The organism is Streptomyces azureus, assembly GCF_001270025.1.
In the GTDB taxonomy this organism is placed as follows: Bacteria; Actinomycetota; Actinomycetes; order Streptomycetales; family Streptomycetaceae; genus Streptomyces; species Streptomyces azureus.
Genome location: NZ_DF968290.1, coordinates 1 through 23,207, shown reverse-complemented (window position 1 = coordinate 23,207; position 23,207 = coordinate 1). Strand labels below are relative to the sequence as shown.

General features: G+C 70.0%; 23 protein-coding genes and 1 rRNA gene. 15 read left to right on the top strand and 9 right to left on the bottom strand.

The window, feature by feature from the left end; all coding sequences use genetic code 11:
- Positions 1 to 35 precede the first annotated feature (35 nt).
- Complete coding sequence (pstB, locus tag AOQ53_RS18580; RefSeq protein WP_059418713.1) at positions 36 to 812, top strand: phosphate ABC transporter ATP-binding protein PstB; 777 nt, start codon at positions 36 to 38, stop codon at positions 810 to 812.
- 272 nt (positions 813 to 1,084) lie between these two features.
- Here pstB and AOQ53_RS18575 read toward each other — a convergent pair whose 3' ends face one another.
- Entirely contained in the window at positions 1,085 to 2,083 is a 999-nt protein-coding gene (locus AOQ53_RS18575; protein ID WP_059418712.1) for an inorganic phosphate transporter, read from the bottom strand.
- 7 nt (positions 2,084 to 2,090) lie between these two features.
- A complete protein-coding gene (locus AOQ53_RS18570; protein WP_059418711.1) occupies positions 2,091 to 2,711 on the bottom strand; it encodes a DUF47 domain-containing protein in 621 nt (206 codons plus the stop codon).
- A gap of 203 nt (positions 2,712 to 2,914) precedes the next feature.
- On the opposite strand from AOQ53_RS18570, the gene AOQ53_RS18565 reads away from it, so the two are divergent.
- Positions 2,915 to 3,283, top strand: coding sequence for a metal-sensitive transcriptional regulator (locus tag AOQ53_RS18565; protein ID WP_059418709.1), 369 nt, complete (start codon positions 2,915 to 2,917; stop codon positions 3,281 to 3,283).
- 7 nt (positions 3,284 to 3,290) lie between these two features.
- Here the strand turns inward: AOQ53_RS18565 and AOQ53_RS44710 are convergent, their stop codons facing one another.
- Positions 3,291 to 3,461, bottom strand: coding sequence for a hypothetical protein (locus AOQ53_RS44710; RefSeq protein WP_167745734.1), 171 nt, complete (start codon positions 3,459 to 3,461; stop codon positions 3,291 to 3,293).
- Between the two features lie 91 nt (positions 3,462 to 3,552).
- A complete protein-coding gene (locus AOQ53_RS18560) occupies positions 3,553 to 4,404 on the bottom strand; it encodes a hypothetical protein (RefSeq protein WP_059418708.1) in 852 nt (283 codons plus the stop codon).
- A 393-nt stretch (positions 4,405 to 4,797) separates the two neighbouring features.
- Here AOQ53_RS18560 and AOQ53_RS18555 point away from each other — a divergent pair, with 393 nt between their 5' ends.
- A complete protein-coding gene (locus tag AOQ53_RS18555; RefSeq protein WP_059418707.1) occupies positions 4,798 to 6,345 on the top strand; it encodes an FAD-dependent oxidoreductase in 1,548 nt (515 codons plus the stop codon).
- A 174-nt stretch (positions 6,346 to 6,519) separates the two neighbouring features.
- Here AOQ53_RS18555 and AOQ53_RS18550 read toward each other — a convergent pair whose 3' ends face one another.
- From AOQ53_RS18550 to AOQ53_RS18540, 3 genes are all read right to left on the bottom strand, one after another.
- Entirely contained in the window at positions 6,520 to 7,236 is a 717-nt protein-coding gene (locus AOQ53_RS18550; protein ID WP_059418705.1) for a phosphatase PAP2 family protein, read from the bottom strand.
- Positions 7,237 to 7,483: 247 nt separating this feature from the next.
- Positions 7,484 to 8,428 carry a bifunctional lytic transglycosylase/C40 family peptidase gene (locus AOQ53_RS18545; protein WP_408055173.1) on the bottom strand — a complete coding sequence of 315 codons (945 nt, stop codon included), beginning with the start codon at positions 8,426 to 8,428 and terminating at the stop codon, positions 7,484 to 7,486.
- Positions 8,429 to 8,661: 233 nt separating this feature from the next.
- Positions 8,662 to 9,399, bottom strand: coding sequence for a trypsin-like serine peptidase (locus AOQ53_RS18540; protein WP_059418704.1), 738 nt, complete (start codon positions 9,397 to 9,399; stop codon positions 8,662 to 8,664).
- A 287-nt stretch (positions 9,400 to 9,686) separates the two neighbouring features.
- Here AOQ53_RS18540 and AOQ53_RS18535 point away from each other — a divergent pair, with 287 nt between their 5' ends.
- The 8 genes from AOQ53_RS18535 to AOQ53_RS18505 all read left to right on the top strand — a co-directional run bounded on the left by AOQ53_RS18535 (position 9,687) and on the right by AOQ53_RS18505 (position 18,780).
- Positions 9,687 to 10,988, top strand: coding sequence for a S53 family peptidase (locus AOQ53_RS18535; protein ID WP_059418703.1), 1,302 nt, complete (start codon positions 9,687 to 9,689; stop codon positions 10,986 to 10,988).
- 477 nt (positions 10,989 to 11,465) lie between these two features.
- Positions 11,466 to 11,774, top strand: coding sequence for a hypothetical protein (locus AOQ53_RS18530; RefSeq protein WP_003991275.1), 309 nt, complete (start codon positions 11,466 to 11,468; stop codon positions 11,772 to 11,774).
- A gap of 91 nt (positions 11,775 to 11,865) precedes the next feature.
- A complete protein-coding gene (locus tag AOQ53_RS47410) occupies positions 11,866 to 11,988 on the top strand; it encodes a hypothetical protein (protein ID WP_268250144.1) in 123 nt (40 codons plus the stop codon).
- Positions 11,985 to 12,812, top strand: a complete 828-nt coding sequence (locus tag AOQ53_RS18525; protein ID WP_059418702.1) for a hypothetical protein — start codon at positions 11,985 to 11,987, stop codon at positions 12,810 to 12,812. Before AOQ53_RS47410 ends, AOQ53_RS18525 begins: the two co-directional genes overlap by 4 nt.
- Positions 12,802 to 14,133 (top strand): hypothetical protein, encoded by a 1,332-nt coding sequence (locus AOQ53_RS18520; protein WP_059418700.1) that lies wholly within the window; start codon positions 12,802 to 12,804, stop codon positions 14,131 to 14,133. The genes AOQ53_RS18525 and AOQ53_RS18520 overlap by 11 nt, the downstream gene beginning before the upstream one ends.
- Positions 14,130 to 15,686: an SCO6880 family protein gene (locus AOQ53_RS18515; RefSeq protein WP_059418699.1), complete on the top strand. Its 1,557-nt coding sequence runs from the start codon at positions 14,130 to 14,132 to the stop codon at positions 15,684 to 15,686. Before AOQ53_RS18520 ends, AOQ53_RS18515 begins: the two co-directional genes overlap by 4 nt.
- A gap of 5 nt (positions 15,687 to 15,691) precedes the next feature.
- Complete coding sequence (locus AOQ53_RS18510; protein ID WP_059418698.1) at positions 15,692 to 17,104, top strand: ATP-binding protein; 1,413 nt, start codon at positions 15,692 to 15,694, stop codon at positions 17,102 to 17,104.
- Between the two features lie 11 nt (positions 17,105 to 17,115).
- The gene (locus AOQ53_RS18505) at positions 17,116 to 18,780 is read left to right on the top strand and encodes a type VI secretion protein (RefSeq protein ID WP_059418697.1); all 1,665 of its coding nucleotides are present in this window, start codon (positions 17,116 to 17,118) and stop codon (positions 18,778 to 18,780) included.
- On the opposite strand, the gene AOQ53_RS18500 is transcribed toward AOQ53_RS18505, so the two are convergent.
- The gene (locus AOQ53_RS18500; RefSeq protein ID WP_059418696.1) at positions 18,769 to 19,338 is read right to left on the bottom strand and encodes a GNAT family N-acetyltransferase; all 570 of its coding nucleotides are present in this window, start codon (positions 19,336 to 19,338) and stop codon (positions 18,769 to 18,771) included. The two genes, AOQ53_RS18505 and AOQ53_RS18500, sit on opposite strands and share 12 nt — an antisense overlap.
- A 94-nt stretch (positions 19,339 to 19,432) precedes the next feature.
- Here AOQ53_RS18500 and AOQ53_RS18495 point away from each other — a divergent pair, with 94 nt between their 5' ends.
- Genes AOQ53_RS18495 through AOQ53_RS18480 form a run of 4 tightly spaced genes read left to right on the top strand, consistent with a single transcriptional unit; the run spans position 19,433 to position 23,069 of the window.
- On the top strand, positions 19,433 to 20,353 hold the full coding sequence (locus tag AOQ53_RS18495) for an ABC transporter ATP-binding protein (protein WP_059418694.1): 921 nt from the start codon (positions 19,433 to 19,435) through the stop codon (positions 20,351 to 20,353).
- Positions 20,350 to 21,129, top strand: a complete 780-nt coding sequence (locus AOQ53_RS18490) for an ABC transporter permease (RefSeq protein ID WP_059418693.1) — start codon at positions 20,350 to 20,352, stop codon at positions 21,127 to 21,129. Before AOQ53_RS18495 ends, AOQ53_RS18490 begins: the two co-directional genes overlap by 4 nt.
- A 24-nt stretch (positions 21,130 to 21,153) precedes the next feature.
- On the top strand, positions 21,154 to 22,401 hold the full coding sequence (locus tag AOQ53_RS18485) for a sensor histidine kinase (protein ID WP_059418691.1): 1,248 nt from the start codon (positions 21,154 to 21,156) through the stop codon (positions 22,399 to 22,401).
- Entirely contained in the window at positions 22,398 to 23,069 is a 672-nt protein-coding gene (locus AOQ53_RS18480; RefSeq protein ID WP_059418690.1) for a response regulator, read from the top strand. The genes AOQ53_RS18485 and AOQ53_RS18480 overlap by 4 nt, the downstream gene beginning before the upstream one ends.
- Positions 23,070 to 23,141: 72 nt before the next feature.
- Here the strand turns inward: AOQ53_RS18480 and rrf are convergent.
- Positions 23,142 to 23,207, bottom strand: a 5S ribosomal RNA gene (rrf, locus tag AOQ53_RS48405); the annotation flags it as partial.

Below are 23,207 nucleotides of genomic sequence, written 5' to 3'. Positions count from 1 at the left end.
AGCGACTGATCTGACTGTCTGGAAGTGAAGTAATCATGGCCAAGCGAATCGACGTAAGCGGACTGACCGCCTACTACGGCTCCCACAAGGCGATCGAGGACATCTCGATGACCGTCGAGCCGCGCTCGGTGACGGCGTTCATCGGCCCGTCCGGATGCGGCAAGTCGACGTTCCTGCGCACGCTGAACCGTATGCACGAGGTGACGTCCGGCGGCCGGGTCGAGGGCAAGGTGCTGCTCGACGACGAGGACCTCTACGGAACGGGCATCGACCCGGTGTCCGTGCGCCGTGAGGTCGGCATGGTGTTCCAGCGGCCGAACCCGTTCCCCACGATGTCGATCTTCGACAACGTGGCGGCTGGGCTGCGGCTGAACGGCAACTACAAGAAGAACGAACTGTCGGACATCGTCGAGCGGTCCCTGAAGGGCGCGAACCTCTGGAACGAGGTCAAGGACCGCCTGAACAAGCCCGGCTCGGGCCTCTCCGGCGGCCAGCAGCAGCGCCTGTGCATCGCGCGGGCGATCGCGGTCGAGCCGAACGTCCTGCTCATGGACGAGCCCTGCTCGGCCCTGGACCCGATCTCCACCCTGGCGATCGAGGACCTGATCGGCGAGCTGAAGGAGCGCTTCACGATCGTCATCGTGACGCACAACATGCAGCAGGCGGCGCGCGTCTCCGACCGCACGGCGTTCTTCAACCTGTCGGCGGTCGGCCAGCCCGGCAAGCTCATCGAGATCGACGACACGGAGCGCATCTTCTCCAACCCGTCGATACAGGCCACGGAGGACTACATCTCCGGCCGCTTCGGCTGAGTCCCCCTCGCCGAGACCCCTCGCGGTGCTGCATGGCGGTGCCACCGCGAGGCCGAAAAGGGCCCGCCCCTACTCCCAGGGGCGGGCCCGTTCGCGTACACGCTGAGCTGCGGGCAGCGTAGCCGCCTGGCTGGGGGCAGTCGTGCCGCTTGGGGCGATGGAAGTCCCTCCTGCTCGAGCGAAGCCGAGAGCTTGGGGAAGGGCGGGCGCAGCGGCGCCCCGCTCCGCCGGGCTGCGGACCCACCCGGCAGCGGCTCCGACGCCGAGCAGGACTACAGGAACGCCAGATTCACGATCCAGAAGGAAACCGCAGCCACCAAGGCCGCCGCCGGCATCGTGATGAACCACCCCAGGATGATGTTCTTGGCGACCCCCCAGCGCACGGCATTCACGCGCTTCGTCGCCCCGACCCCCATGATCGCCGACGTGATGACATGCGTCGTCGAGATCGGCGCCTTGAACAGGAACGCCGTGGTGAACATGATCGACGCCCCCGTCGTCTCCGCCGCGAACCCCTGCGGCGGATCCAGCTCGATGATCTTCCGCCCCAGCGTCCGCATGATCCGCCATCCACCGGCATACGTCCCCAGCGACAGCATCACCGCACAGGCGACCTTCACCCACACCGGAATCGGATCGCCGTAGTCCTCGACATCCGCGATGACGAGCGCCATCACCACGATGCCCATCGTCTTCTGCGCGTCCTGAAGCCCGTGCCCCAGCGCCATCCCGGCCGCCGAGACGGTCTGGGCTATCCGGAACCCCCGCTTGGCCTTGTGCGGGTTGGCCTTCCGGAATATCCACATGATCGCGGTCATCACCAGGTAACCGGCCAGCAGACCGACCACCGGGGAGATGAACATGGGGATGACGACCTTCTCCAGCACCCCGTGCCAGTAGACCGTCGTGCCACCGGCGAGCGCCGCCCCGACCATGCCGCCGAACAGCGCGTGCGAGGAGGACGACGGCAGCCCGAAGTACCAGGTGATCAGGTTCCAGGTGATCGCACCCACCAGCGCGGCGAAGAGGATTCCCATCCCCTTCGACCCCACGGGCGTCTGGATCAGCCCTTCACTGACGGTCTTGGCGACCCCGGAGCCCATGAACGCACCGGCGAGGTTCATCACCGCGGCCATGGCCAGCGCGGCCTTCGGCGTCAGCGCCCGCGTCGACACGGACGTGGCGATCGCGTTCGCCGAGTCGTGGAAACCGTTGGTGTACGTGAAGAAGAGCGCGACCCCGATGGTCACGACCAGAGCAAAGGTGTCCATGAAGAGTTCAGGACTCCTTGACGGCGATGGTCTCCACCGTGTTCGCCACGTGCTCGAACGCGTCCGCCGCTTCCTCCAGCACGTCCACGATCTGCTTGAGCTTGAGGACCTCCATGGCGTCGTACTTGCCGTTGAAGAGGTGCGCGAGGAGCTTGCGGTGGATCTGGTCGGCCTGGTTCTCCAGCCGGTTGACCTCGATCCAGTACTCGGTGAGGTTCTCCATCGTCCGCAGGTGCGGCATCGCCTCGGCCGTCAGTTCGGCCGCGCGCGCCAGTACCTCGATCTGCTGGTCGACGCCCTTGGGCAGTTCCTCGACGTTGTAGAGGACGACCAGGTCGACGGCCTCCTCCATGAAGTCCATGATGTCGTCGAGGGACGAGGCGAGGGAGTAGATGTCCTCGCGGTCGAACGGCGTGATGAACGAGGAGTTCAGCTGGTGGAAGATCGCGTGCGTGGCGTCGTCACCTGCGTGTTCCGCTGCCCGCATACGCTCTGCGATCTCGGCCCGGGCGGAAGCGTCCGCCCCGAGCAGTTCCATGAGGAGTTTCGAGCCCGTGACGATGTTGTCCGCGGATGCGGCGAACATGTCGTAGAAGCTCGTCTCCCTGGGGGTCAGACGAAAGCGCACGTGGGGTCCTCGGCTTGCTTCGGTTTCGGTCAGGCTGATGCTAGGCGCATCATCCGGCCACGGCTATCGGGCCGCCCACCAGTGTCGCCCATCAGGCACAGTGATGAGCACGGGGGCGGTCCAAGGGCCGTATACCCAGCAAAGTTCGATACCATATACCCAGTAGGGGTATCTGTCGGCTCACAGCCCACCAGGAGGACGCGATGACGGACGTGACCGACGTTACGGGTGCCGGGGATGTCCCGAATTTCACCGCCGAAGCGGATGTCGTGACCGACCACGACCGGGGCGTGCACGGGTACCACAAGCAGAAGGACGAGCACCTCAAGCGCCTGCGTCGCATCGAGGGCCAGATCCGCGGCCTCCAGCGGATGGTCGACGAGGACGTCTACTGCATCGACATACTCACCCAGGTCTCCGCCTCCACCAAGGCCCTGCAGTCCTTCGCCCTGCAACTGCTGGAGGAGCACCTGCGTCACTGCGTCGCCGACGCCGCCGGCAAGGGCGGTGACGAGATCGACGCGAAGGTGAAGGAGGCGACCCAGGCGATCGCCCGCATGCTGCGGACGTGAGCCGGGCTCAGTCCGCGGCGGCGCCCCGCTCCTCGGCCACCCTCAGCACCTCGTCGATGCTCTCCAGGCTGAGCCGCTCCTCGTGGGCGGCCGAGGCCGCGATGATCAGCTCTCCGCACAGCTCGATCTCAGCGAGGGCCACGTGGTCCTGAACTGCCGTACCGCCGACCGGAGCCACGTGCATCACCTCATCTCTGCCGTTACCGACTTCCTAGAGTAGGGAGCGGCACACACACCGCGCATGGCACGGACGGGCTAGTTCGCGCCGGTCATTCCTCGGCGATCTTGCCCGCGTAGATGTCGTCGCTGTCCGGCAGCCGTACGCGCACCGAGGCCCCGAAATCGTAGAGCAACGTGGTCGAGGCGACGGCCACGGGGCTCTTCTGCTGCCCGCCCACGAAGCTGAACCGGTGCCGGACCTTACGGATCCGCCCCTCGTCGTCGAGGTAGACGTCGAACGGCACTTCGGCCGTGGCGAACCCTTTCGCCGCCGCCTTCAGGGACTCCTTGTTGCCCTCGGAGGCCTTCTTCGCGGCAGCGCCGAGATCCGCCGTCCCCCGGTAGTGCCGCACGCCGGTGCCCGCGACCTCGGTCCTGCCCACGAACTTCGCCGACCGCGTCCCGCGCAGCACCTCGGCCGCCGCGAACGGATCGGTGGCCCCGCCGGTGACGAGGTTCCCGTCGGACAGGGTCCGGGTGTCCACCCGCACCCACTTGTCCGGGGGCACACCGGCGCCCCGGTTCTTCATGAAGAGGGCTCCCGGCGCGAGCAGTTCGGTGATCGGCCGGCGCTCGGCGGCCCCCGCGGGATCCTGCGGCAGCAGCACCCTCAGCTGTCCCATCCGATTCCGGTAGTCGTAGACCCCCGCGCCCCGGATGGTCACCCGGGTCCCGCCGGCGGCCATCTCCATCGACGTACGGGCCTTCGAACTCCCCGCCTCCACCAGGCGGTCCGCGGCCCGGTGCAGTACGACGACCGCGTCCCCGCCACGGTCGTCCCCGGCCACCGCGTCACCGCCCGCGCACCCGCCGGCTCCCAGCCCCACCCCGGCCATGACCCCGGCCGCGACGACCGCCGCACCCGCCCGCCTGTGCCGCCCTTCCCGCTGCCGCTCTGTCATCGCCTGCCTACCCCCAGCCGGTACTCCGTCACGGGCCCCCTTGTTGTTCCGGTTAACGACCGGTATGTGCCCCCGTCACGCGGGCCCGCAGGAGTCGGCATACGAGGCCTTTACCCGCGCTGGGTAACGTGGTCGTCGTGGCGCAGCAGGACGGGCTGGAAGCTCCCCCCAACCTCCCCGAACACCGCACGACGACAAAGGAGAAGGGCCGCTTCTGCATGGCCCACTGCACCTGCGGCTGGCGCGGCCCGGCCAGAAGAGCGAGAAGCCAGGCGCGCACGGACGCGGAAAGACACGTGACCGGCTGACGCAGTCGTGCCGCGGCGATGGAGCCCCCATGGAACCCTCACCTCCACCACCCCGTCTCCCATGACGGAACCACCGGGAGGCCCCATGGAACGGCGCACATTCCTCGCAGTCGGCACGGCGGGCATCGCCGCGGCCGCGACCCCGCTCACCACCGCCTGCACGCCGTCGGACACCCGATCCAGGGCCACGACCACCACGCACGCCACCACCACGAGAACCGTCACCGCCGCCAACTGGTCCGCCCTCGCCCGCGACCTCGACGGCCCCCTCATCCGCCCGGGCGACACCGCCTGGGCGACGGCCCGGCAGCTCTACAACACCCGTTTCGACACCCTCAAGCCCGCCGCGGTCGCGTACGTGTCCCACCCGGACGACATCCGCACCGCCCTGGCCTACGCCCGCGCCCACGCCCTGCGCGTGGCGATCCGCAACGGCGGCCACTCCTACGCCGGCTGGTCGTCCGGCGACGGCCGCCTGATCATCGACGTCTCGAAACTCAACCGCGTCCGGGCCTCCGGCGACACCGCGGTGATCGGCGCCGGCGCCAAACTCATCGACGTCTACCGCGCGCTGGCCGCGAAGGGCGTCACGATCCCCGCCGGCTCCTGCCCCACCGTCGGCGTCTCCGGCCTCACCCTCGGCGGCGGACACGGCGTGGTCTCCCGTGCCTACGGCCTGACCTGCGACAGCCTCACCCAGGCCACCCTGATCACCGCGGACGGCAAGCAGCTCGTCGCGGACGCCCGCGAGCACAAGGACCTCTTCTGGGCCCTGCGCGGCGCCGGCAACGGCAACTTCGGCGTGGTGACGGAACTGCGCTTCAAGACCCACCCGGCCCCGCAGGGCGTCTCGGCATACATGTCCTGGCCCTGGTCGAAGGCGGCCGCGGTGGTGAAGGCCTGGCAGGACTGGGGCCCGTCGCAGCCGGACGAGATCTGGTCGTCCCTCCACCTGGCGAGCGCCGCCGGCGGCAGGCCGACCGTCTCCGTCGCGGCCTTCTCCCTCGGCACCTACGGCGAACTCCAGAACGCGGTCGACCGCCTCGCCGACCGCGTCGGCGCCCCGGCGAGCAGTGTCTCCCTGCGGCGGCGCTCGTACGAGGAGTCGATGGAGGTCTACGCCGGCTGCTCCTCGTTCCCGACGGACGCCCAGTGCCATCTGCCCGGCTCCACTCCGGGCCGTTCCCCGAAGGGCGCGCTGGGCCGAGAGACGTACGCCGCGGCGTCGGACTTCTTCGACCGCTCCCTGTCCGCGGCCGGTATCCGCACGCTGCTGTCCCAGATCGGGTCGGTACGCGGCGGCACGGGCAGCATCGCGTTCACCGCCCTGGGCGGAGCGGTGAACCGTGTCTCCCCGACCTCCACGGCCTTCGTCCACCGCCGTTCCCGCATGCTGGCCCAGTACATCGCCTCCTGGCGCCCGGGCACGACGGGCTCCACGGCCCGCTCCTGGCTCACCTCGGCCCACAAGTCCATGCGCCCCCACGCCTCAGGCGCGGCCTACCAGAACTACACGGACCCGACCCTGACCAACTGGCGCAAGGCGTACTACGGCGACGCGGCAACCCGCCTGACAAAGCTGAAGAAGGAGTACGACCCAACCCGCTTCTTCACGTATCCCCAGGCGCTGTAAGCCGAGCTGCGGCAAGCAGTTCCGCTCAGCTACGGCCACCCGCCCCGCCGAGCTGCGGCCACACTGCCCACTGAGCTGCGGGCAGTCGTGCCGCTTGGGGCGGCACGGGTGGGCGCAGCGGCACCCCGCCACGCCGGGCTGCGAAACGCCCCACCCCCAGCAAAACGCCGAGAACTAAGCAGCAAGGTCCCGCTCGGACGCCCCCGCGGCCCGCTCACTGCGAGCCCCAGGAACCACCGCATCCGACCCGTCACCGGCGTCCCCGCGCCCGCGCCCCCGCACAAGCCACCCCACCCGAGGCGACCGCTCGATCGCCCGGGTAACCGGCGTCAACAGCGCCATCGCCACCGGCGACAACAGCAACGCGACAGCCGTCCCCAGCGCGAACCCGCCCACGACGTCCGTCGGGTAATGCACACCCATGTAGACGCGAATGAACCCGCCGAACACGGCCAGCACCAACGCGACCAGCCCGAACTTCCGGTTCGCGACGAACAGCCCGACCGCCATCGCCATGACGATCGTCGCGTGGTCGCTCACGAACGAGTAGTCGTTCTTGCCGCTGACGAGCACCTCGAGCCCCTGGTGGTCCAGGAACGGCCGGGGCCGCTCCACGAAACCCCGTATCGGCACGTTGACCAGCACTGCGATCCCCGCCGCGAGCGGTGCCCAGACCAGCGCCGCGACGGAGGACGCCGCGTCCTCCTCACCCCGGCGCCGCACGGACCACCAGCACCAGAGCACGAGCAGGACGATGGCGAGCAACAACCCGTACTCGCCCACGAACTCCATGACCCGGTCGAACCACGGCGGCGCGTCCTTGGCCAGGCCATTGATGTCATAGAGCAGGTCGACGTCGGGGTTCGACCCGGATTCGGCGAGTCCAGCCATGATGCTGCGGCCCCTTCGTCGTCTCTCTCCCGGCGCACCTGTGTGTGCGCCGCTCCTGCCACCCCCGTGGTTGTAGATCCGCTTCCGCTGCACGCGTGCGTGACACGTGCCGACTCACGTCTGCTCGGCTACGTCACCAGGAACGCATGGTCGACGCTGATACGTTCCACACTCCACCGAATGATCACCCAGACGTTATCGAAGAGAGATACGTCTTCGCAGCTCAGGGGGCGGGTTCACGCTCAGCTCACACTGTCGTGGGCAGTGCTTTCGCGCCATCTTCGGTCACCCGGGTGGCCCCGAAGTAGTCGGGGGTGTCGATCGGGTCGAACCGGATCACCGCACCCGTTCGCGGCGCGTCGATCATGTACCCACCTCCGACATAAATGCCGACATGCCGGATGGCACGCGAATTGGTGAGGTCGTCCGAGAAGAACACGAGGTCACCCGGGAGCAGTTCGTCCCTCGCGGGGTGCGGCCCGGCGTTGTACTGGTCGTTGGCGACGCGCGGCAGCTTGATGCCCACCGTCTCGTAGGCGGCCTGGGTCAGTCCCGAGCAGTCGAAGCGTCCGCCCTGCTCAGGGGTGCCGGTGCCGCCCCACAGGTAGGGGGTACCGAGTTTCTTCTGCGCGTACTCGATGGCGCCGGCGGCCTGCTCGGAGGGATCGACCCGCCCGACGGGTGCCGCGAAGCTCTCGGAGAGCGTCGTGATCCTCTTCACGTAGTTCCGGGTCTCGCTGTACGGCGGCACGCCCCTGTACTTGATCACCGCGTATGCCCCCGCGTTGTACGCGGCCAGCATGTTTTCGGTCAGGTTCCCGCCCACCTTCTTCACATACGACGCGAGTTCGCAGTCGTACGAAGCGGCAGAGGGAATCGCGTCCTTCGGGTCCCATACGTCCCGGTCCCCGTCCCCGTCGCCGTCAATGCCGTGGGTGGCCCACGTACCGGGAATGAACTGCGCTATCCCCTGGGCGGCGGCGTGGCTCTGGGCCCTCGGGTTGAAGCCGCTCTCCTGGTAGAGCTGGGCGGCGAGCAGGGCCGGGCTGATGGCGGGGCAGAGGTTGCCCCACTTCTGCACGAGGTCGGAGTACGCGGCGGGCACCGCCCCCTTGGCGAGCGCTTTCGCCCCACCGCCGACCCCGTTGGCCAGGTTCCCGGCGACGATGTAGACCCCGACGACCAGCAGCATCACGAAGGCCAGGGCGGAGCTGATCGCAACAGTCGCCACGATCCATGCCTTACGCACCGTCAACCGCCCCTCGCCGGCCAGGAGTCCGTCGCCTGGTCAGTGTAGAGGCGGCCGCCGTGCGCCGGAATGATCACGGGAAGGAGAGTCGGGGCGGAAAGGGGAACACCCAAGAGCACGGGTCGGCACGGGTCGGCACGGGTCGGCACGCCGGGGGCAACCGGCGCACAGCCCCGTCACGGGTCGCCCGCCGCCTCCCGGTACAGCCGCCCCACCTCCGCACCGAGCACCACGCTGTAGGACACATCGGGGGTCGTCCCGCCGTCTTCATGGCCGCCGAGGATCCCCACCACCTGCCCGTCCCCGTTCACCCAGGGGCTTCCGCTGGTGCCGCCGGCGAATCCCGGGCACTCGATGCGCTGCTGGGTGGGACTGTGCGCGGTCGGCTTGTTGGTGCAGCTGATGGGCGTCTCGCGGGAGTCGGGGTATCCGGTGATGGTCACCGCCGTCGCCCCCGTCGCCGTACCGGTGGCGAGCCGGTACCCACCTACGACGTCCTCGACCCCTTTCCCTCCCCGCGGCGCGACCACGGCGAACGCCACGTCGCTGTCCTCCCGCCGCCCCTCGACCCACCCACGGGGCATGAACCGCCGCTTCACCTTCCACACCCCGTAGGGCGCACGGCCGTCCCGATACCCGGGCACGAACACGAGCCCCCCACGCCCGTCCAGGCAGTGCGCCGCGGTGACGAGCAGATTCCGGTACGGAGCACGCACAACGGACGCGGTACAGAAGTGCCCACCGGCCGGCCGAGTCGCCCGCTCGGCGGGGACGAGCACCCCGACCCGTCCGCTCCCCGCACCCGCCCCCGCGGTGACGGTCACCCCGAAGGGCCCGGCACCGTCGTCGGCCACCGCGGTGGACGCGGAGGTGAGGGCGACAAGAACCACGGCAATGGAGAGGACGCGCTTCATCGGCGCCACTGTGCACGACGAAGGTGAGAGAAACGTGTGTCACCGGCCTGAAGCAGCGCCGAATCCGGGCTCCTTGGGTCAAGCCGGGCCCATGCCCCGGCCACGGGCCCGTCACTGACCGGTAAGCCCGGCACCCGCTTCAGTAAGGCGGAAGTCAGGATTCCGAAAGCGTCTTGTTGTCACGTACTCAACAAGCGATCGTCGTCGCGGGTCGCCCCCGCCGGGAACCGTACCGGCGGAAACCCCCACCCGCAGGCCTCTGTCCACCACTGTCAGGAGGCTCTACCTTGCGCACGACACCGCACAGCTCCCCCGCCGGCCGCCGCAGATGGCGCCGCGCAGGCGCCGCCGTCACCGCCACCGCCGCGCTCCTCCTCACCGGCCTCACCACCGCCGCCCACGCGGAGGCCGCCCCGGCCGCCCCCTCCAAGGTCACCTGGACCCGCTCCTGCGCCCTCCCCCGGCACACCGGCGAGATGGCCTGCAACGCCCTGCGCGTCACGGGCGGCCTCACCGCCTTCCAGAAGCAGCGGGCCGAGCGCGACGGCACCACCCCGAAGGCCGCCGACGCCTCCACCCCCTCCGGCTACGGCCCCTCCGACCTCCAGCGCGCCTACGGCCTGACCTCCGCCGCCACGAGCAGCGGCACCGGCCGGACCATCGCCGTCGTCGACGCCCACGACGACCCCGACGCCGAGTCCGACCTCGCCACCTACCGATCGCACTACGGCCTTCCCGCCTGCACCGCGGCGAACGGCTGCTTCAAGAAAGTGAGCCAGACCGGCTCCACCACCGCCCTCCCCGCCCCCGACAGCGGCTGGGCCGGCGAGATCTCCCTCGACCTCGACATGGCGAGCGCGATCTGCCCGAACTGCCACATCGTCCTCGTCGAGGCCAAGTCCGCCTCCATGGCCAACCTGGGAACCGCCGTCAACGAGGCCGTCAGCCTGGGCGCCAAGTACGTCTCCAACAGCTACGGCGGCGGCGAGTCCTCCTCCGACGCGACGTACGACTCCTCCTACTTCAACCACCCGGGCGTCGCCATCACCGTCAGCGCGGGCGACGGTGGCTACGGCGCCCAGTACCCGGCGGCCTCAAAGTACGTGACAGCCGTGGGCGGCACCAGGCTCTCCGCCTCCCCCACCACCCGTGGCTGGACCGAGAGCGTGTGGCAGACCAGCAGCACCGAGGGCACCGGCTCCGGCTGCTCCGCCTACGACGCCAAGCCCGCCTGGCAGACCGACACCGGCTGCGCCAGGCGCATGATCGCCGACGTCTCGGCCGTCGCCGACCCGGCGACCGGCGTCTCCGTCTACGACACCTACGGCGCCGACGGCCAGGGCTGGGCCACCTACGGCGGCACCAGCGCATCCGCCCCGATCATCGCGAGCGTCTACGCGCTGGCGGGCACCCCGTCCAGCGGCTCCTACCCGGCGAAGTTCCCCTACGCGAACACCTCCGCCCTCAACGACGTCACCAGCGGCAGCAACGGCACCTGCGCCACCAGCTACTTCTGCGCCGCCCGAACGGGCTATGACGGCCCGACCGGCTGGGGCACCCCGAACGGAGTCGGCGCCTTCACCGGCTGACGCTTCCCACTCGTGACAGACCGTCACCGAGTGACGCCGCCTGGGGCCGTGGGGGCCCGAGGCCGGCAGGGGACGAACGGGCCGCGGCAATCCAGCCGCGGCCCGTTCGCCGCGCCAGGTAGCCTTCACCCGGAGAACACCGGGTCGACCGCTCACCCGACCGACCGTCAGAAACGGTCCGGAGAGGTGACACAGGTCGTAGGAGGGCACAACGACGGAACCACACGACAGGTTTCGCTCAGGCCTCATTGCCCCGCGTGACCTGCCGTGATACACAGAGTGACCATACGATCCTTCGTACATCGTCCATCGCCCCCCTTAGGGGCCGGCGCGGAACGGTGGCAAGGTATTCGTACGAAACCCGCCAATCAATGACGCCAAGTCGACATACGACAGCGTCATCGTCGGCGAGAATGAGGCCTGACCTCTGCACGACCGCAGAGGGTGCGGAACTACCCAACAGGGGCGGTGACTTACATGCTCTTTGCGGCCGATAAGGGAGACATCAACACCATCATCGGCGGGATCGCTCCGGACTGGGGCCCCTTCGGCAGCCTGGGCAACGAAGCCAAGGTGATGATCGAGGTCGTGATGGCGGTCGCCATCCTGCTCTGCCTCGGCATCGCCATCTGGGGCGCCGCCAAACAGCGCATCGGTGCCACCGCCCTGCGGGACACCTTCAGCGCGGAGCAGGGCAAGGGCCTCATCATCGCGGGCCTGACGGGCGTGTTCATCATCGGCTCACTCGGCACGCTCTTCACCATCGTCTACGGCATGGCCGTGTAGGCCGGGCCCCACCCGCCCCGGCCGGGCACGCCCGGCTCCCCCTCCATCCCACCCGCCCGTCGTGCCCACCGGCGAAGGTTGCGTTTCCCTGATGTCGAGTCACCACACCGCGCCCGCGCGGGAACCAGCACGGCTACCGTCGTACGAGGAGTACGAGCAGTACGACCGGTACGAGGTGTTTCCGCACGACGTCGAGGGGGCGTACGCGGCATGAGTCTCGGTGACGAGCACGAGCCCTCCGGCGGCTACGGCGGCACGGGCCAGACCCGCACCCGCCTGCCCGACTCCGGAGCCGACCCCTACGGCACCCCCCGCCGCCGCTCGTCGTCCCGCAGCCTGGTCACGGTGGTCGGCGTAGTGGTCCTCCTCATCGCGGCAATCGCCTTCGCGAACCGGGGCGGCGACGATTCCTCCTCGTCGGACGACGCGGGCACCAAACCGGAAACAGCAGCCACGGCCCCCTCCGGCCAACGCCCCGTCCAGTCCAAGTCGGCCGCCGGCATCCCGTCGGGCTTCGCCCAGGACCAGGAGGGGGCGGAAAGCGCGGCGGCGAACTACGCGGTGGTGCTCGTCTCGGCCGACATCCTCAAGCCCGCACGGCGCCCCGAGATCGTCCGTCAGGTGTTCGACGCCGGCAGAGTCTCCGAGCTGGAGAAAAACCTCGACCAGGTGTACGACAAGGCGTTCCTGGACAAGGTCGGCCTGGACCAGAACGGCAACGCGCCGAAGGGCAGCACATACGTCTCCCGCACCATGCCGGTCGGCACCAAGGTCACCGACTACGGGGGCAGCACCGCCACCGTCGAGGTCTGGTGCACGGGCGTCTACGGGATGACGGGGGAGAGCTCGGAGAACCCGGTCACCAGCGACTGGTTCACCATGACCCTCCAGTTGCGCTGGGCCGACGGCGACTGGAAGGTCGACAGCTTCTCCCAGAAGGAAGGCCCCGCGCCGGTCAACGGCGACAACAGGGTGTCGACGTCGGACGACATCTCCAAGGCCGTCGAGGAGTTCGGAGGGTTCACGTATGCCCGGTAGCCCGCGCCGCGCAGCCAAGCTCGCCGCCACCCTCACAGCCGTGCAGACCGCAGTCGTCCTGCTCGCCGGCCGAGCGGTCGCCGCCCCTACGCCCTCGCCCACACCCAGTAACGACAACTGCTCCCTGCTCTCCGGCAGGGCCCGGGAGATCTGCGAAGGCGACACCGGCAGTGGCGGCGGCTCCGGCGGCGGCACCTCCCGCCTAGACCCCACCTCCACCCTCGACCCCCTCTCCTCCCTCGCCAAGGGCTGTGCCGACGCCGCCTCCTGGACCGTCGGCAAGCTCAGCGAGGCCGTGAAGGACACGGCGAACGTCGACTTCACCAACCCCAAGTTCCTCCAGCAGTACGCCGTCGTGTTCGCCGCGTCGACGATCCTCACGCTCCTGCTCTGGCTCCTGGCCGTCGCCAAGCGAGCCGTCCGCGGCGTCCCCCTGACCACCGCCCTGTCCGAAGCCATCGGCTTCCTCTGGCTGACCGTGCTGGCCTCCGCCTTCACCCCGCTGATCCTCTACACGGTCGTATCGGCCACCGACGGCATCACCGAGGTCCTCGCGAAAGCCACCGGCGACCAGACCGACGCCTTCTTCGGCACGTTCTCCGAGGCCCTGAAGAAGGGCGAGGACATCGGCGGCGGCCCGATCATGCTGATCGTCGTCTCCCTGGTCAGCATCCTCGCCGCCGGCGTGCTGTGGCTGGAGCTCGTCATCCGCGCCGCCCTGCTCTACGTCGGCGCCCTCCTCGGCACCGTCGTCTACGCCGGCCTCGTCGACAAGAACCTGTGGGGCCACGTCCGCCGCTGGGCCGGCATCATGATCGCCGTGATCCTGGTCAAGCCGGTGATCGTCATCGTGCTCGGCCTCGCAGGCGCGCTCTCCGCCGACGACGGCCCCGACGCCTTCTCCGCCGTCGTCTCCGGCCTCGCCATCATCCTGCTCGCCATCTTCGCCAGCGCGATGATCTACCGCTTCGTCCCCGGCTTCGGCGACGAGATCGCCGGCTCCCGCAACAACCGCCTCATGCAGGGCGCCGAGGGCAAGGCCGCCGCGGTCATCAGCTCCCCGGCCACCCTGGTCGCGCAGGGCATCAAAACCCACAGCTCCCGCGCCGACAACAACGGCGGAGGCAGTCAGTCCTCCGCCCCCCGCCCCAGCAACCCGGCCTCCGGCGGAGTCGCCGCGCACAGCTCGCGCACCTCGAACGGCGGCGGATCTGTCCCCTCCGCCGCACCCGCACCCCGTTCGAGCAGCCCCGTCAACACTCCCCACGCCAGCAGCACCCGCAACAGCAGTACCAATCGCACGGGAGGTGAAGGGCGTTGACAACCGAGTCCCACGTGTCCCATCCGGTCACGCCCCGCCGTACATATCTGATCGGCCGTGCCCGGCCGAACGCGATCATCGGCCGCAACCGCGAGACCGGCGAGATCGCCCTGATCGTCGTGGGCGCGTTCCTCGGCATGATGTGCGGGCTCCTCGTCCCCGTGCTGTCCCTGCGCATCGTGCTGCTCGCCGGGTTCCCGATGCTGGCGCTGGCCGCCGTGTACGTGCCGTACAAGCACCGCACGTTCTACAAGTGGTTCGAGATCAACCGCAGCTACAAGCGGACCCTGAAGCAGGGAGCCACCTACCGCTCCTCCGTCATCGAGGCCGGAACGCGGCTCGACGGGCGGGAGATCGAGGTCGGGCCGCCCCCGGGCATCGGCCGGATCACCTGGCTCTCCGCGCCCTTCGGCCCCGACGAGATCGCCGTCCTGCTGCACGCCGACCGCAAGACCGTCACCGCCGCCATCGAGATCGAGGGCCCCGGCGTCGGCCTGCGCGACAGCGAGGACCAGGAGGCCCTCGTCGACCGCTTCGGCACGCTGCTCAAGCACGTGGCCAACGGCGACGGCTTCGTCACCCGCCTCCAGATGCTCGCCCGCACCCTCCCCGCAGACCCGGACGCCCACGCCAAGGACGTCGCCGTGCGCGGGGACGACAAGGCACCGCCGTGGCTCCAGCAGTCGTACGAGCAACTCCAGTCGATGGTGTCCACCAGCAGCGAGCAGCACCGCGCCTACCTCGTCGCCTGCATGCACTACACCCGCGACCTCGCCGCCGAGGCCAACGCCATGGCCCGGGCCGCCCGCGCCCACGGCGGCAAGGCCGACCGGGACGCCGGACTCGCCGTCGTCATGGCCCGCGAACTCACCGACATCTGCTCGCGCCTCCAGGAGGCCGACATCCGCGTGCGGCAGCCGCTCGGCCAGAGCAGACTGTCCTCGCTGATCCACTCCATGTACGACCCGGACCACCCGATCGACCACATCCAGGCGATGACGAAACGTAATGCCTGGCCGGCCGAGCTGGACGCCATGGAGCCCACCTACCTCCAGGCCAAGACCCGCGAGTCCAGCACCCGCGCCCCCTGGTGCCACGCCACGGCCTGGGTGAAGGAGTGGCCGATGACCCCCGTCGGCGTCAACTTCCTCGCCCCGCTGCTCGTCCACACCCCGGACGTGATCCGCACGGTCGCCGTCACCATGGACCTCGAACCCACCGAGGTCGCCATCGAGCGCATGCTCACCGAGAAGACCAACGACGAGGCCGAGGCGTCCCGCGCCGCCAAGATGAACCGCACCATCGACCCGCGCGACGTGGCCGCGAACTCCCGGCTCGACCAGCGCGGCGAGGACCTCGCCAGCGGCGCCGCCGGCGTCAACCTCGTCGGCTACATCACCGTCTCCTCCCGCTCCCCCGAGTCCCTCGCCCGCGACAAGCGGACGATAAGGGCCTCAGCGGGAAAGTCGTACCTGAAGCTGGAGTGGTGCGACCGCGAGCACCACCGCGCCTTCGTGAACACCCTTCCCTTCGCCACCGGCATTCGGAGGTAGGACCTATGCGGGACCCGCTGTCCGTCCTCACCGACGCCTTCACGTCCTTCCTCTTCGGGAAGGTCGAGACGACCCGGCTCCCGGTGCGCACGTCCACGGGCCAGGCCCAGGCGGTCTACCTGCCGACGGCCGCCCCGGGCCTCGGCGACTCCGGCGTCATCATCGGCCGCGAGGTGTACTCCGGAAAGGGCTACATCTACGACCCCTTCCAGCTCTACGGCCAGCAGCTCCCCGCCCCCCACTGGCTGGTCCTCGGCGAGTCCGGCAACGGCAAGTCGGCACTGGAGAAGACATACGTCCTGCGCCAGCTCCGCTTCCGCGACCGCCAGGTCGTCGTCCTGGACGCCCAGGGCGAGGACGGCGTGGGCGAATGGAACCTCGTCGCCCAGGAGCTGGGGATAACTCCCATCCGCCTGGACCCGATGGCGGCCCTGGACATGGGCATCCGCCTCAACCCCCTCGACCCCGCGATCACCACGACGGGCCAGCTGGCGCTGCTCCGGACGATCATCGAAGTGGCCATGGGCCACGGCCTGGACGAGCGGGCCGGCTTCGCGCTCAAGGTCGCGCACGCCTACGTCAACGAGACGATCGTCGACCGCCAGCCGGTCCTGTCCGACATCGTCGAGCAGCTGCGCCACCCCGAACCCGAGTCGGCCGAGGCGATGAACGTCGCCATAGACGACGTACGGGCCTGGGGCCTGGACGTGGCACTGGTCCTGGACCGTCTCGTCGACGGTGACCTGCGCGGCATGTTCGACGGCCCCACCACGGTCGGCATCGACCTGGACGCCCCGCTCATCGTCTTCGACCTGTCCCACATCGACCGCAACTCCATCGCCATGCCCATCCTCATGGCGATCGTCGGCGTGTGGCTGGAGCACACCTGGATCCGCCCCGACCGGAAGAAGCGCATCTTCCTGGTCGAGGAGGCCTGGCACATCATCAACAGCCCCTTCGTGGCCCAGCTGTTCCAGCGCCTGCTGAAGTTCGGCCGGCGACTGGGCCTGTCCTTCGTGGCGGTCGTCCACCACCTGTCCGACGTGGTGGACGGCGCGGCGGCGAAGGAGGCGGCGGCGATCCTGAAGATGGCCTCGACGAGAACGATCTACGCCCAGAAGGCGGACGAGGCGAGGGCGACGGGCCGCGTGCTGGGCCTGCCTCGCTGGGCGGTGGAGATCATCCCGACCCTCACCCCCGGCATCGCCGTCTGGGACGTCAACGGCAACGTCCAGGTCGTCAAACACCTGGTCACGGAGACCGAACGCCCACTGGTCTTCACCGACCGCGCGATGACCGAGTCCTCCGCCGACCTCGCGGAGGACGACGCCCTGCACGCCGCCGAACTCGAGGCGGAGGAACGGGCGGCGGCCTTCGTGGAGCACCACCTGGGCGACTCCGAATCGACGGTGGCGTAGGGGGAGGACGCGTGAGACCGGACGACCGCCGCAGCCGGCACGACACCCAGGGGGGCATCCCCGACGGCCTGCTGGTCGGCATACTCGCGTTCCTCCTCGGCATGACCCTGCTGGTGTGGACGGCCACCGGCCTCGCCGCCCTGTTCGCCCACGGCTCCTGGCCGTCCGGCGTCACCTTCACACGCACGCCCCTGGCCATGCGCGGCCTCATCGCCCAGCCCCACGACATCCCCGGCGCCTGGCCCGGCACACCCCCCGGCGAACTCTCGGGCTACGGCCTGTTCTGGGGTCTGTTCATCGGCCAGCTGATGATCCTGGTCGTCCTGACGGTGTTCGTGATGGGCACGCTGGCCCGGTGGCGGGCGGTCCGGGCGAGGCGCCGGGCGGAGAAGGAGGCGGCGGCGCAGCGGGCGGCGTCTGTGACACCGCCGGATGCGGCGGGGGCTGCGTACGGGGCAGGAGGGCCGACACAGCACGAGGTACCGGCGGCGGAGCAGCACAGGGCGCCGGCCTCGGCGCAGCCCGGCGTACCCACACCGGCGCAGCACGTACCGCCAGCACCCGCGCCGCACGACGCACAGACATCGACGCACCACGACTCCGCCGCGTCGGCGCAGCACGACGTCCCTACCCCCCGCCGCGCAGCCCCCGAGCCCACGCACGTCCTGGAGCCGACGGCGCCCCTCGCTCCGACCCCGGTCGCCGCGCCCACAGCCCCGGCCTCCCTGTTCGGCCAGGAACGGGTGAGCGGCTGGGAAAAGATCCTCGTAGCCCCGAGGGAGTCCCGCCAAACCACCGCCACCCAGGCGGTACGCGACGCGGAGGGCCCAGCCCTGGTCGTCACCTCGAACCCCGCCCTCTGGCAGGAGACAAAGGACGCCCGGGCCAAACTGGGCCCCACCCATCTCTACGACCCCACCCACCTCTGCGCCACACCAGCCCGACTCCACTGGTCCCCTACAGCCGGCTGCGAGGACAAGGCCACAGCCACGGGAAGGGCGGCCGCCCTCCTCGCCCCCGTCCGCCCCACCGCCAAACTCGACCAGGCCCTCAGCGACACCGCCGAGACACTCCTGCGGAGCTATCTGCACGCCGCCGCCATCGACGGCCGCACCATCCGCCACGTCCACCGCTGGTCCCAGGGCACCCAGATCCAGGACGCCGTACGCATCCTCCGTACCAACCCCAAGGCCGCCCCGGGCTCCGCGGGCGAACTCGAGGGCGCCCTCACCGCCCATCCCGAACGCCGGGACATGGCCCAGCAGCTGACGACCCGTGCCCTCGCGGCCCTCTCCACGGTCAACATCCGCGAGGCCTGCACGCCCAACCGAACTGATGCCCTCGCCCTGGATTCCTTCGTCCACGAAGGGGGCACGCTTTATGTGGTGGGTGAATCCATCGAGGACCCCAGGACGAAGCCGGGCGCGATGCCCCTCCTGACGGCCCTCGTCTCCAGCGTGGTCGAGCGCGGCCGGCGCATGGCCGAACGGTCATCCTCCGGTCGCCTCGACCCACCATTCACGCTCGTCCTGGACGACATCGCCGCCGTGGCCCCGCTCCCCCAGCTCCCGGGGCTGCTGGCCACCGGAGCGGACCGGGGCATGCCGACCCTGGCCCTGCTCCGCTCCCGCGAACAGGGCCGCGCCCGCTGGCCGCACGACGAACTACCGGTCTGAGAAGGACGCCCCCGCTGAGCTCCGCTCCAGCACGAACTCCAACTCCCGCTCCCCGGAGTCCCCCAGCGGCACGATCAGCCCGCTCGGCACGAACCCCGCCCGGCGATAGAACCGCTGCGCCCGCCCGTTCTCCTCGTGCACGATGAGCCGCACCCGCTCCAGCCCCCGCCCCCACGCCCACTCCAGAGCAGCGTCGAACAGCACCTCGGTCAGCCCGCTCCCGCGCTCCTCGGGCCGTACGAACACGCCAACCACGTGCCCCTGCTTCCGTTCCACCGGAAACCCGGCCCAGTCCGTCGTCCCGGGCTCCTCCACGAGCACGGTCAGCGTCCCCACCCACTGCCCGTCCGGCCCCTCGGCGATGATCTGCTGCCTCGCGTCCACCCCTTCGGCGGCACCGGCCGTCCGCTCCTGCCAGAAGGAGTCCGGCCTGGCCGCGGCCTCCTCGTAGGTCTCCAGGAAGGCGAGGTGCGCCACCGGGTCCCGCAGCGCCGCGAGCCGCAGCTCCTTCGCCGCGGCCCACTCATCAGCACGGACGGACCGGATCACATAGCTCATGCCGGCAACGGTAGTACCCGGGTACGACAGCCCTCACCCCGATTACCACCGCCGGTCCGACGCCCGCCGCCCCCGCCCGCACGAGCATCGAAGCATGCTGACGGCACACGAACTCACCAAACGTTACGGCGACCGGACGGTCGTCACGGACCTGTCCTTCACCGTCCGCCCCGGCACCGTCACCGGCTTCCTCGGCCCGAACGGTGCCGGCAAGTCCACGACCATGCGGATGATCCTCGGGCTCGACGCCCCCACCCGCGGCCACGCCACCGTGAGCGGACGCTCCTACGCCGCCCATCCCGCACCCCTCACGGAGGTCGGCGCCCTGCTGGAGGCCCGCTCGGTCCACCCCGGCCGCACGGCCTACCACCACCTGCGCGCCCTGGCCCACACCCACGGCATCCCCCGGGCACGGGTCGAACAGGTCCTCGGCCTCACCGGACTGACCGACGTCGCCCACCGCCGCGTCAAGGGCTTCTCCCTCGGCATGGGCCAACGCCTCGGCATCGCCGCCGCCCTCCTCGGCGACCCGGCCACACTCATCCTCGACGAGCCCGTCAACGGCCTCGATCCCGAGGGCGTGCTGTGGATCCGCAACCTCCTCAAGTCCCTCGCCGCCGAGGGCCGCACGGTCTTCGTCTCCTCCCACCTGATGAGCGAGATGGCCCTCACCGCCGAGCACCTGGTCATCATCGGCCGCGGCCGCCTCCTCGCCGACACCACGGTCACCGACTTCGTCCGCGACTCCGGCGCGGGCCACTTCAAGGTCGTCACCCCACAGGCCTCCGACCTGGCAGACCTCCTTACCGCACCCGGCGTCGACATCACCACCGAGACCCCCGGCACCCTCCAGGTCCGCGGCACGGACGCCCAGCACATCGGCCGCACGGCAGCCGCCCACGGCATCCCCCTCTACGAACTGACACCCGGCACCGCCTCCCTGGAGGAGGCCTTCATGGACCTCACCCGCGGCGCGGTGGAGTACACGGCGACCCTCGAAGGAGCGGCGGCATGACCACGGCGACCCTCCCCTACCGCGTGACACCGGCCCGCGTCCTGCGCTCCGAGTGGCACAAGCTCTGGACCCTGCGCTCCACCTGGACCACCCTCATCGCCACCAGCGCCCTCACCGCCGCCATGGGCGCGGGCCTGGGAGCCGCCTACGACGGCACCGGCGAAGGCGGGATGGACACGGTCGTCTTCATCCTGCTCGGCACCCAGTTCGCCCAGATCAACCTCGGCGTGCTGGGCATCCTCGCCACGGCCGGCGAGTACTCCACGGGCCAGATCCGCGCCACGATGACCGCCGTCCCACGCCGCCTGCCCGTCCTCTGGTCCAAGGCAGCCGTCCTGGCCGCGATCGCCTTTCCCCTCACCCTGCTGACGAACCTCCTCACCTTTCCCCTCGCCCAGTCCTTCCTCGCCGGCACCGACCAGTCCGCCTCCCTCGGCGACCCCGGCGTGCTGCGCGCCCTCGTCGGCAACGCGGCCGGCCTCACCCTCCTCGCCGTCCTCGCCCTCGGCATCGGCGCCCTGGTCCGCTCGGTCCCGATGGCCATCGGCGCCTTCATCGGCCTCATCATGATCGTCCCGGAGGTCCTGGCCATGCTCCCGTACGAGATCCTCGACGACGCCGTCCGCTACTTCCCCGGCAAGGCCCTGGAAACCCTCACCACCGCCCAGCCCCTGCCCGGCACGGCCTCCCCGGCCGCCGCCCTGCTCGCCATGGTCCTGTGGACGACGGCGACCCTCACGCTGGCAGCGACGGCCCTACGACGCCGAGACGTCTGACAAGCGGCATCGGAAACCCTCACGATGAACCCTGTGCCGGAAGACCGGGCGCCGGAGCCCCTCACCGAGTACGCACACCGCCTCACCCGCAGGGTGCGCGCCTTCGACCGACGCCACCCCCTGCTGTGGGACGCGCACATCACCGGCTTCTGGGTCACAGCGGCCCTGATCGACTACGTCGGTGGCGGCTGGCGCCACAACGCCCACAACCTCGACGTCCCCGGCTGGCTCCTCCTCACCCTGAGCCTCGGTCTCTCGATCCCCCTCCTCTGGCGACGCACCCACCCCCGGGCCGTCCTCGCCGCCATGGCCGTCTTCGCCCTCGTCAACGCCTGGACCGGCGCGGCGCTCCAGGCAGCCCTGCTCCAGCTCGCCGTCGTCTACCACATCGCCCTGCGCCGACCCCTGCGCGACCTGTGGTGGGCGACGGCCCTGATGATCGCCACGGTCCTGGTGTCGGTCGCCCGCCACGGGGAGGGCACCTGGCACCAGCAGGTCGGTTCCCAGCTGATGTCCATCACCGTGGCCGCCCTCATCGGCATCACGGTCCGCACCCGCCGCAACCACACCGAGGCCCTGGAGGATCGCGCCCGCCGCCTGGAGACCGAACGCGACCAGCAGGCGCGACTCGCCACCGCCGCCGAACGTGCCCGCATCGCCCGCGAGATGCACGACATCATCGGCCACAACCTCTCCGTCATCACCGGCCTCGCCGACGGCGGCAGATACGCGGCCGCCAAGTCTCCCGAACGCGCCGCCCAGGCCCTCGACGCCATCGCCACCACCAGCCGCCAGGCCCTCACCGAACTCCGTCGCCTCCTGGACGTCATGCGCGAGGAAGAGCAACACGACCAGGCCGACCTGACCCCCCAACCCGGGCTCACCGACCTGGACCAGCTCCTCGACGGCGTCCGCTCCGCGGGCCTCCCCGTCCACACCACCACCCACGGCAGCCCCACCCTCCCTCCAGGCCGCCAGCTCACCGTCTACCGCGTCATCCAGGAAGCCCTGACCAACACCCTCAAACACGCCGGCGCAGGCGCCACCGCGGAGATAGAGCTGTCCTACGGGGACAAGGGAGCCGTGACAGTGACGATCACGGACACAGGCAAAGGCAGCCGAACCGGCGGCCCGTCCCGAGACGGTCGTGGACTACCCGGAATGCGTGAGCGAACCGCCCTGTACGGCGGCACACTTGAGGCCGGCCCCCGCCCGCACCCCGAGCAGGGCTGGCGCATCCGCCTACACCTCCCGGAGGAAACCCCGCAGTGACCACGGTCCTGATCGCCGACGACCAGCCCCTCCAGCGCTTCGGCTCCCGCATGCTCCTGGAGAGCCAGGACGACATGACGGTCGTGGGCGAGGCGGCGAACGGCAGCGAAGCGGTCCGCATGGCGTCCGAGCTCCACCCCGACGTCGTCCTCATGGACATCCGCATGCCCGGCCTGGACGGCATCGAGGCGACCCGCCGCATCACCGCCGCCGGCGACCGCACCCGCATCCTGATCGTCACCACCTTCGACCTGGACGAGTACGCCTACGCCGGCCTCCGCGCAGGCGCTTCCGGCTTCCTGGTCAAGGACGCCCAGCCCGAGGAACTCCTCTCCGGCATCCGCGCGGTGGCCACCGGCGACGCGGTTGTCGCCCCCAGCCTGACCCGCCGGCTCCTCGACGCCTACGTCCATCACCTGCCGACCGACCCGACTGCGGAAACATCGCCTCAGGAGGACCCCCGCCTCGCTTCCCTCACCGACCGGGAACGGGAAATCCTCACGGTCATCGGCAAGGGCTGGACGAACACGGAGATAGCCACGCGCCTCCACCTGGCCGAGTCGACGGTGAAGACCCACGTGGGCCGCATCCTCGCGAAGACCGGTTCCCGCGACCGCATTCAGGCGGTGATCCTGGCGTACGACACGCAGCTGGTCCAGCCGTCGTGAAAGATCCTCGTGAAGAACCCTGAAAAACGAAAAAAGGCCCACACCGTAAGGTGTGGGCCTTTTTCAATATTTGTTCGGCGGCGTCCTACTCTCCCACAGGGTCCCCCCTGCAGTACCATCGGCGCTGTAAGGCTTAGC

Coding starts and splice junctions, on each gene's coding strand:
- pstB (WP_059418713.1), top strand. CDS start 36: ATGGCCAAGCGAATCGACGTAAGCGGACTGACCGCCTACTACGGCTCC.
- AOQ53_RS18575 (WP_059418712.1), bottom strand. CDS start 2,083: ATGGACACCTTTGCTCTGGTCGTGACCATCGGGGTCGCGCTCTTCTTC.
- AOQ53_RS18565 (WP_059418709.1), top strand. CDS start 2,915: ATGACGGACGTGACCGACGTTACGGGTGCCGGGGATGTCCCGAATTTC.
- AOQ53_RS18560 (WP_059418708.1), bottom strand. CDS start 4,404: ATGACAGAGCGGCAGCGGGAAGGGCGGCACAGGCGGGCGGGTGCGGCG.
- AOQ53_RS18555 (WP_059418707.1), top strand. CDS start 4,798: ATGGAACGGCGCACATTCCTCGCAGTCGGCACGGCGGGCATCGCCGCG.
- AOQ53_RS18550 (WP_059418705.1), bottom strand. CDS start 7,236: ATGGCTGGACTCGCCGAATCCGGGTCGAACCCCGACGTCGACCTGCTC.
- AOQ53_RS18545 (WP_408055173.1), bottom strand. CDS start 8,428: ATGCTGCTGGTCGTCGGGGTCTACATCGTCGCCGGGAACCTGGCCAAC.
- AOQ53_RS18540 (WP_059418704.1), bottom strand. CDS start 9,399: ATGAAGCGCGTCCTCTCCATTGCCGTGGTTCTTGTCGCCCTCACCTCC.
- AOQ53_RS18530 (WP_003991275.1), top strand. CDS start 11,466: ATGCTCTTTGCGGCCGATAAGGGAGACATCAACACCATCATCGGCGGG.
- AOQ53_RS47410 (WP_268250144.1), top strand. CDS start 11,866: ATGTCGAGTCACCACACCGCGCCCGCGCGGGAACCAGCACGGCTACCG.
- AOQ53_RS18525 (WP_059418702.1), top strand. CDS start 11,985: ATGAGTCTCGGTGACGAGCACGAGCCCTCCGGCGGCTACGGCGGCACG.
- AOQ53_RS18520 (WP_059418700.1), top strand. CDS start 12,802: ATGCCCGGTAGCCCGCGCCGCGCAGCCAAGCTCGCCGCCACCCTCACA.
- AOQ53_RS18510 (WP_059418698.1), top strand. CDS start 15,692: ATGCGGGACCCGCTGTCCGTCCTCACCGACGCCTTCACGTCCTTCCTC.
- AOQ53_RS18500 (WP_059418696.1), bottom strand. CDS start 19,338: ATGAGCTATGTGATCCGGTCCGTCCGTGCTGATGAGTGGGCCGCGGCG.
- AOQ53_RS18495 (WP_059418694.1), top strand. CDS start 19,433: ATGCTGACGGCACACGAACTCACCAAACGTTACGGCGACCGGACGGTC.
- AOQ53_RS18490 (WP_059418693.1), top strand. CDS start 20,350: ATGACCACGGCGACCCTCCCCTACCGCGTGACACCGGCCCGCGTCCTG.
- AOQ53_RS18485 (WP_059418691.1), top strand. CDS start 21,154: ATGAACCCTGTGCCGGAAGACCGGGCGCCGGAGCCCCTCACCGAGTAC.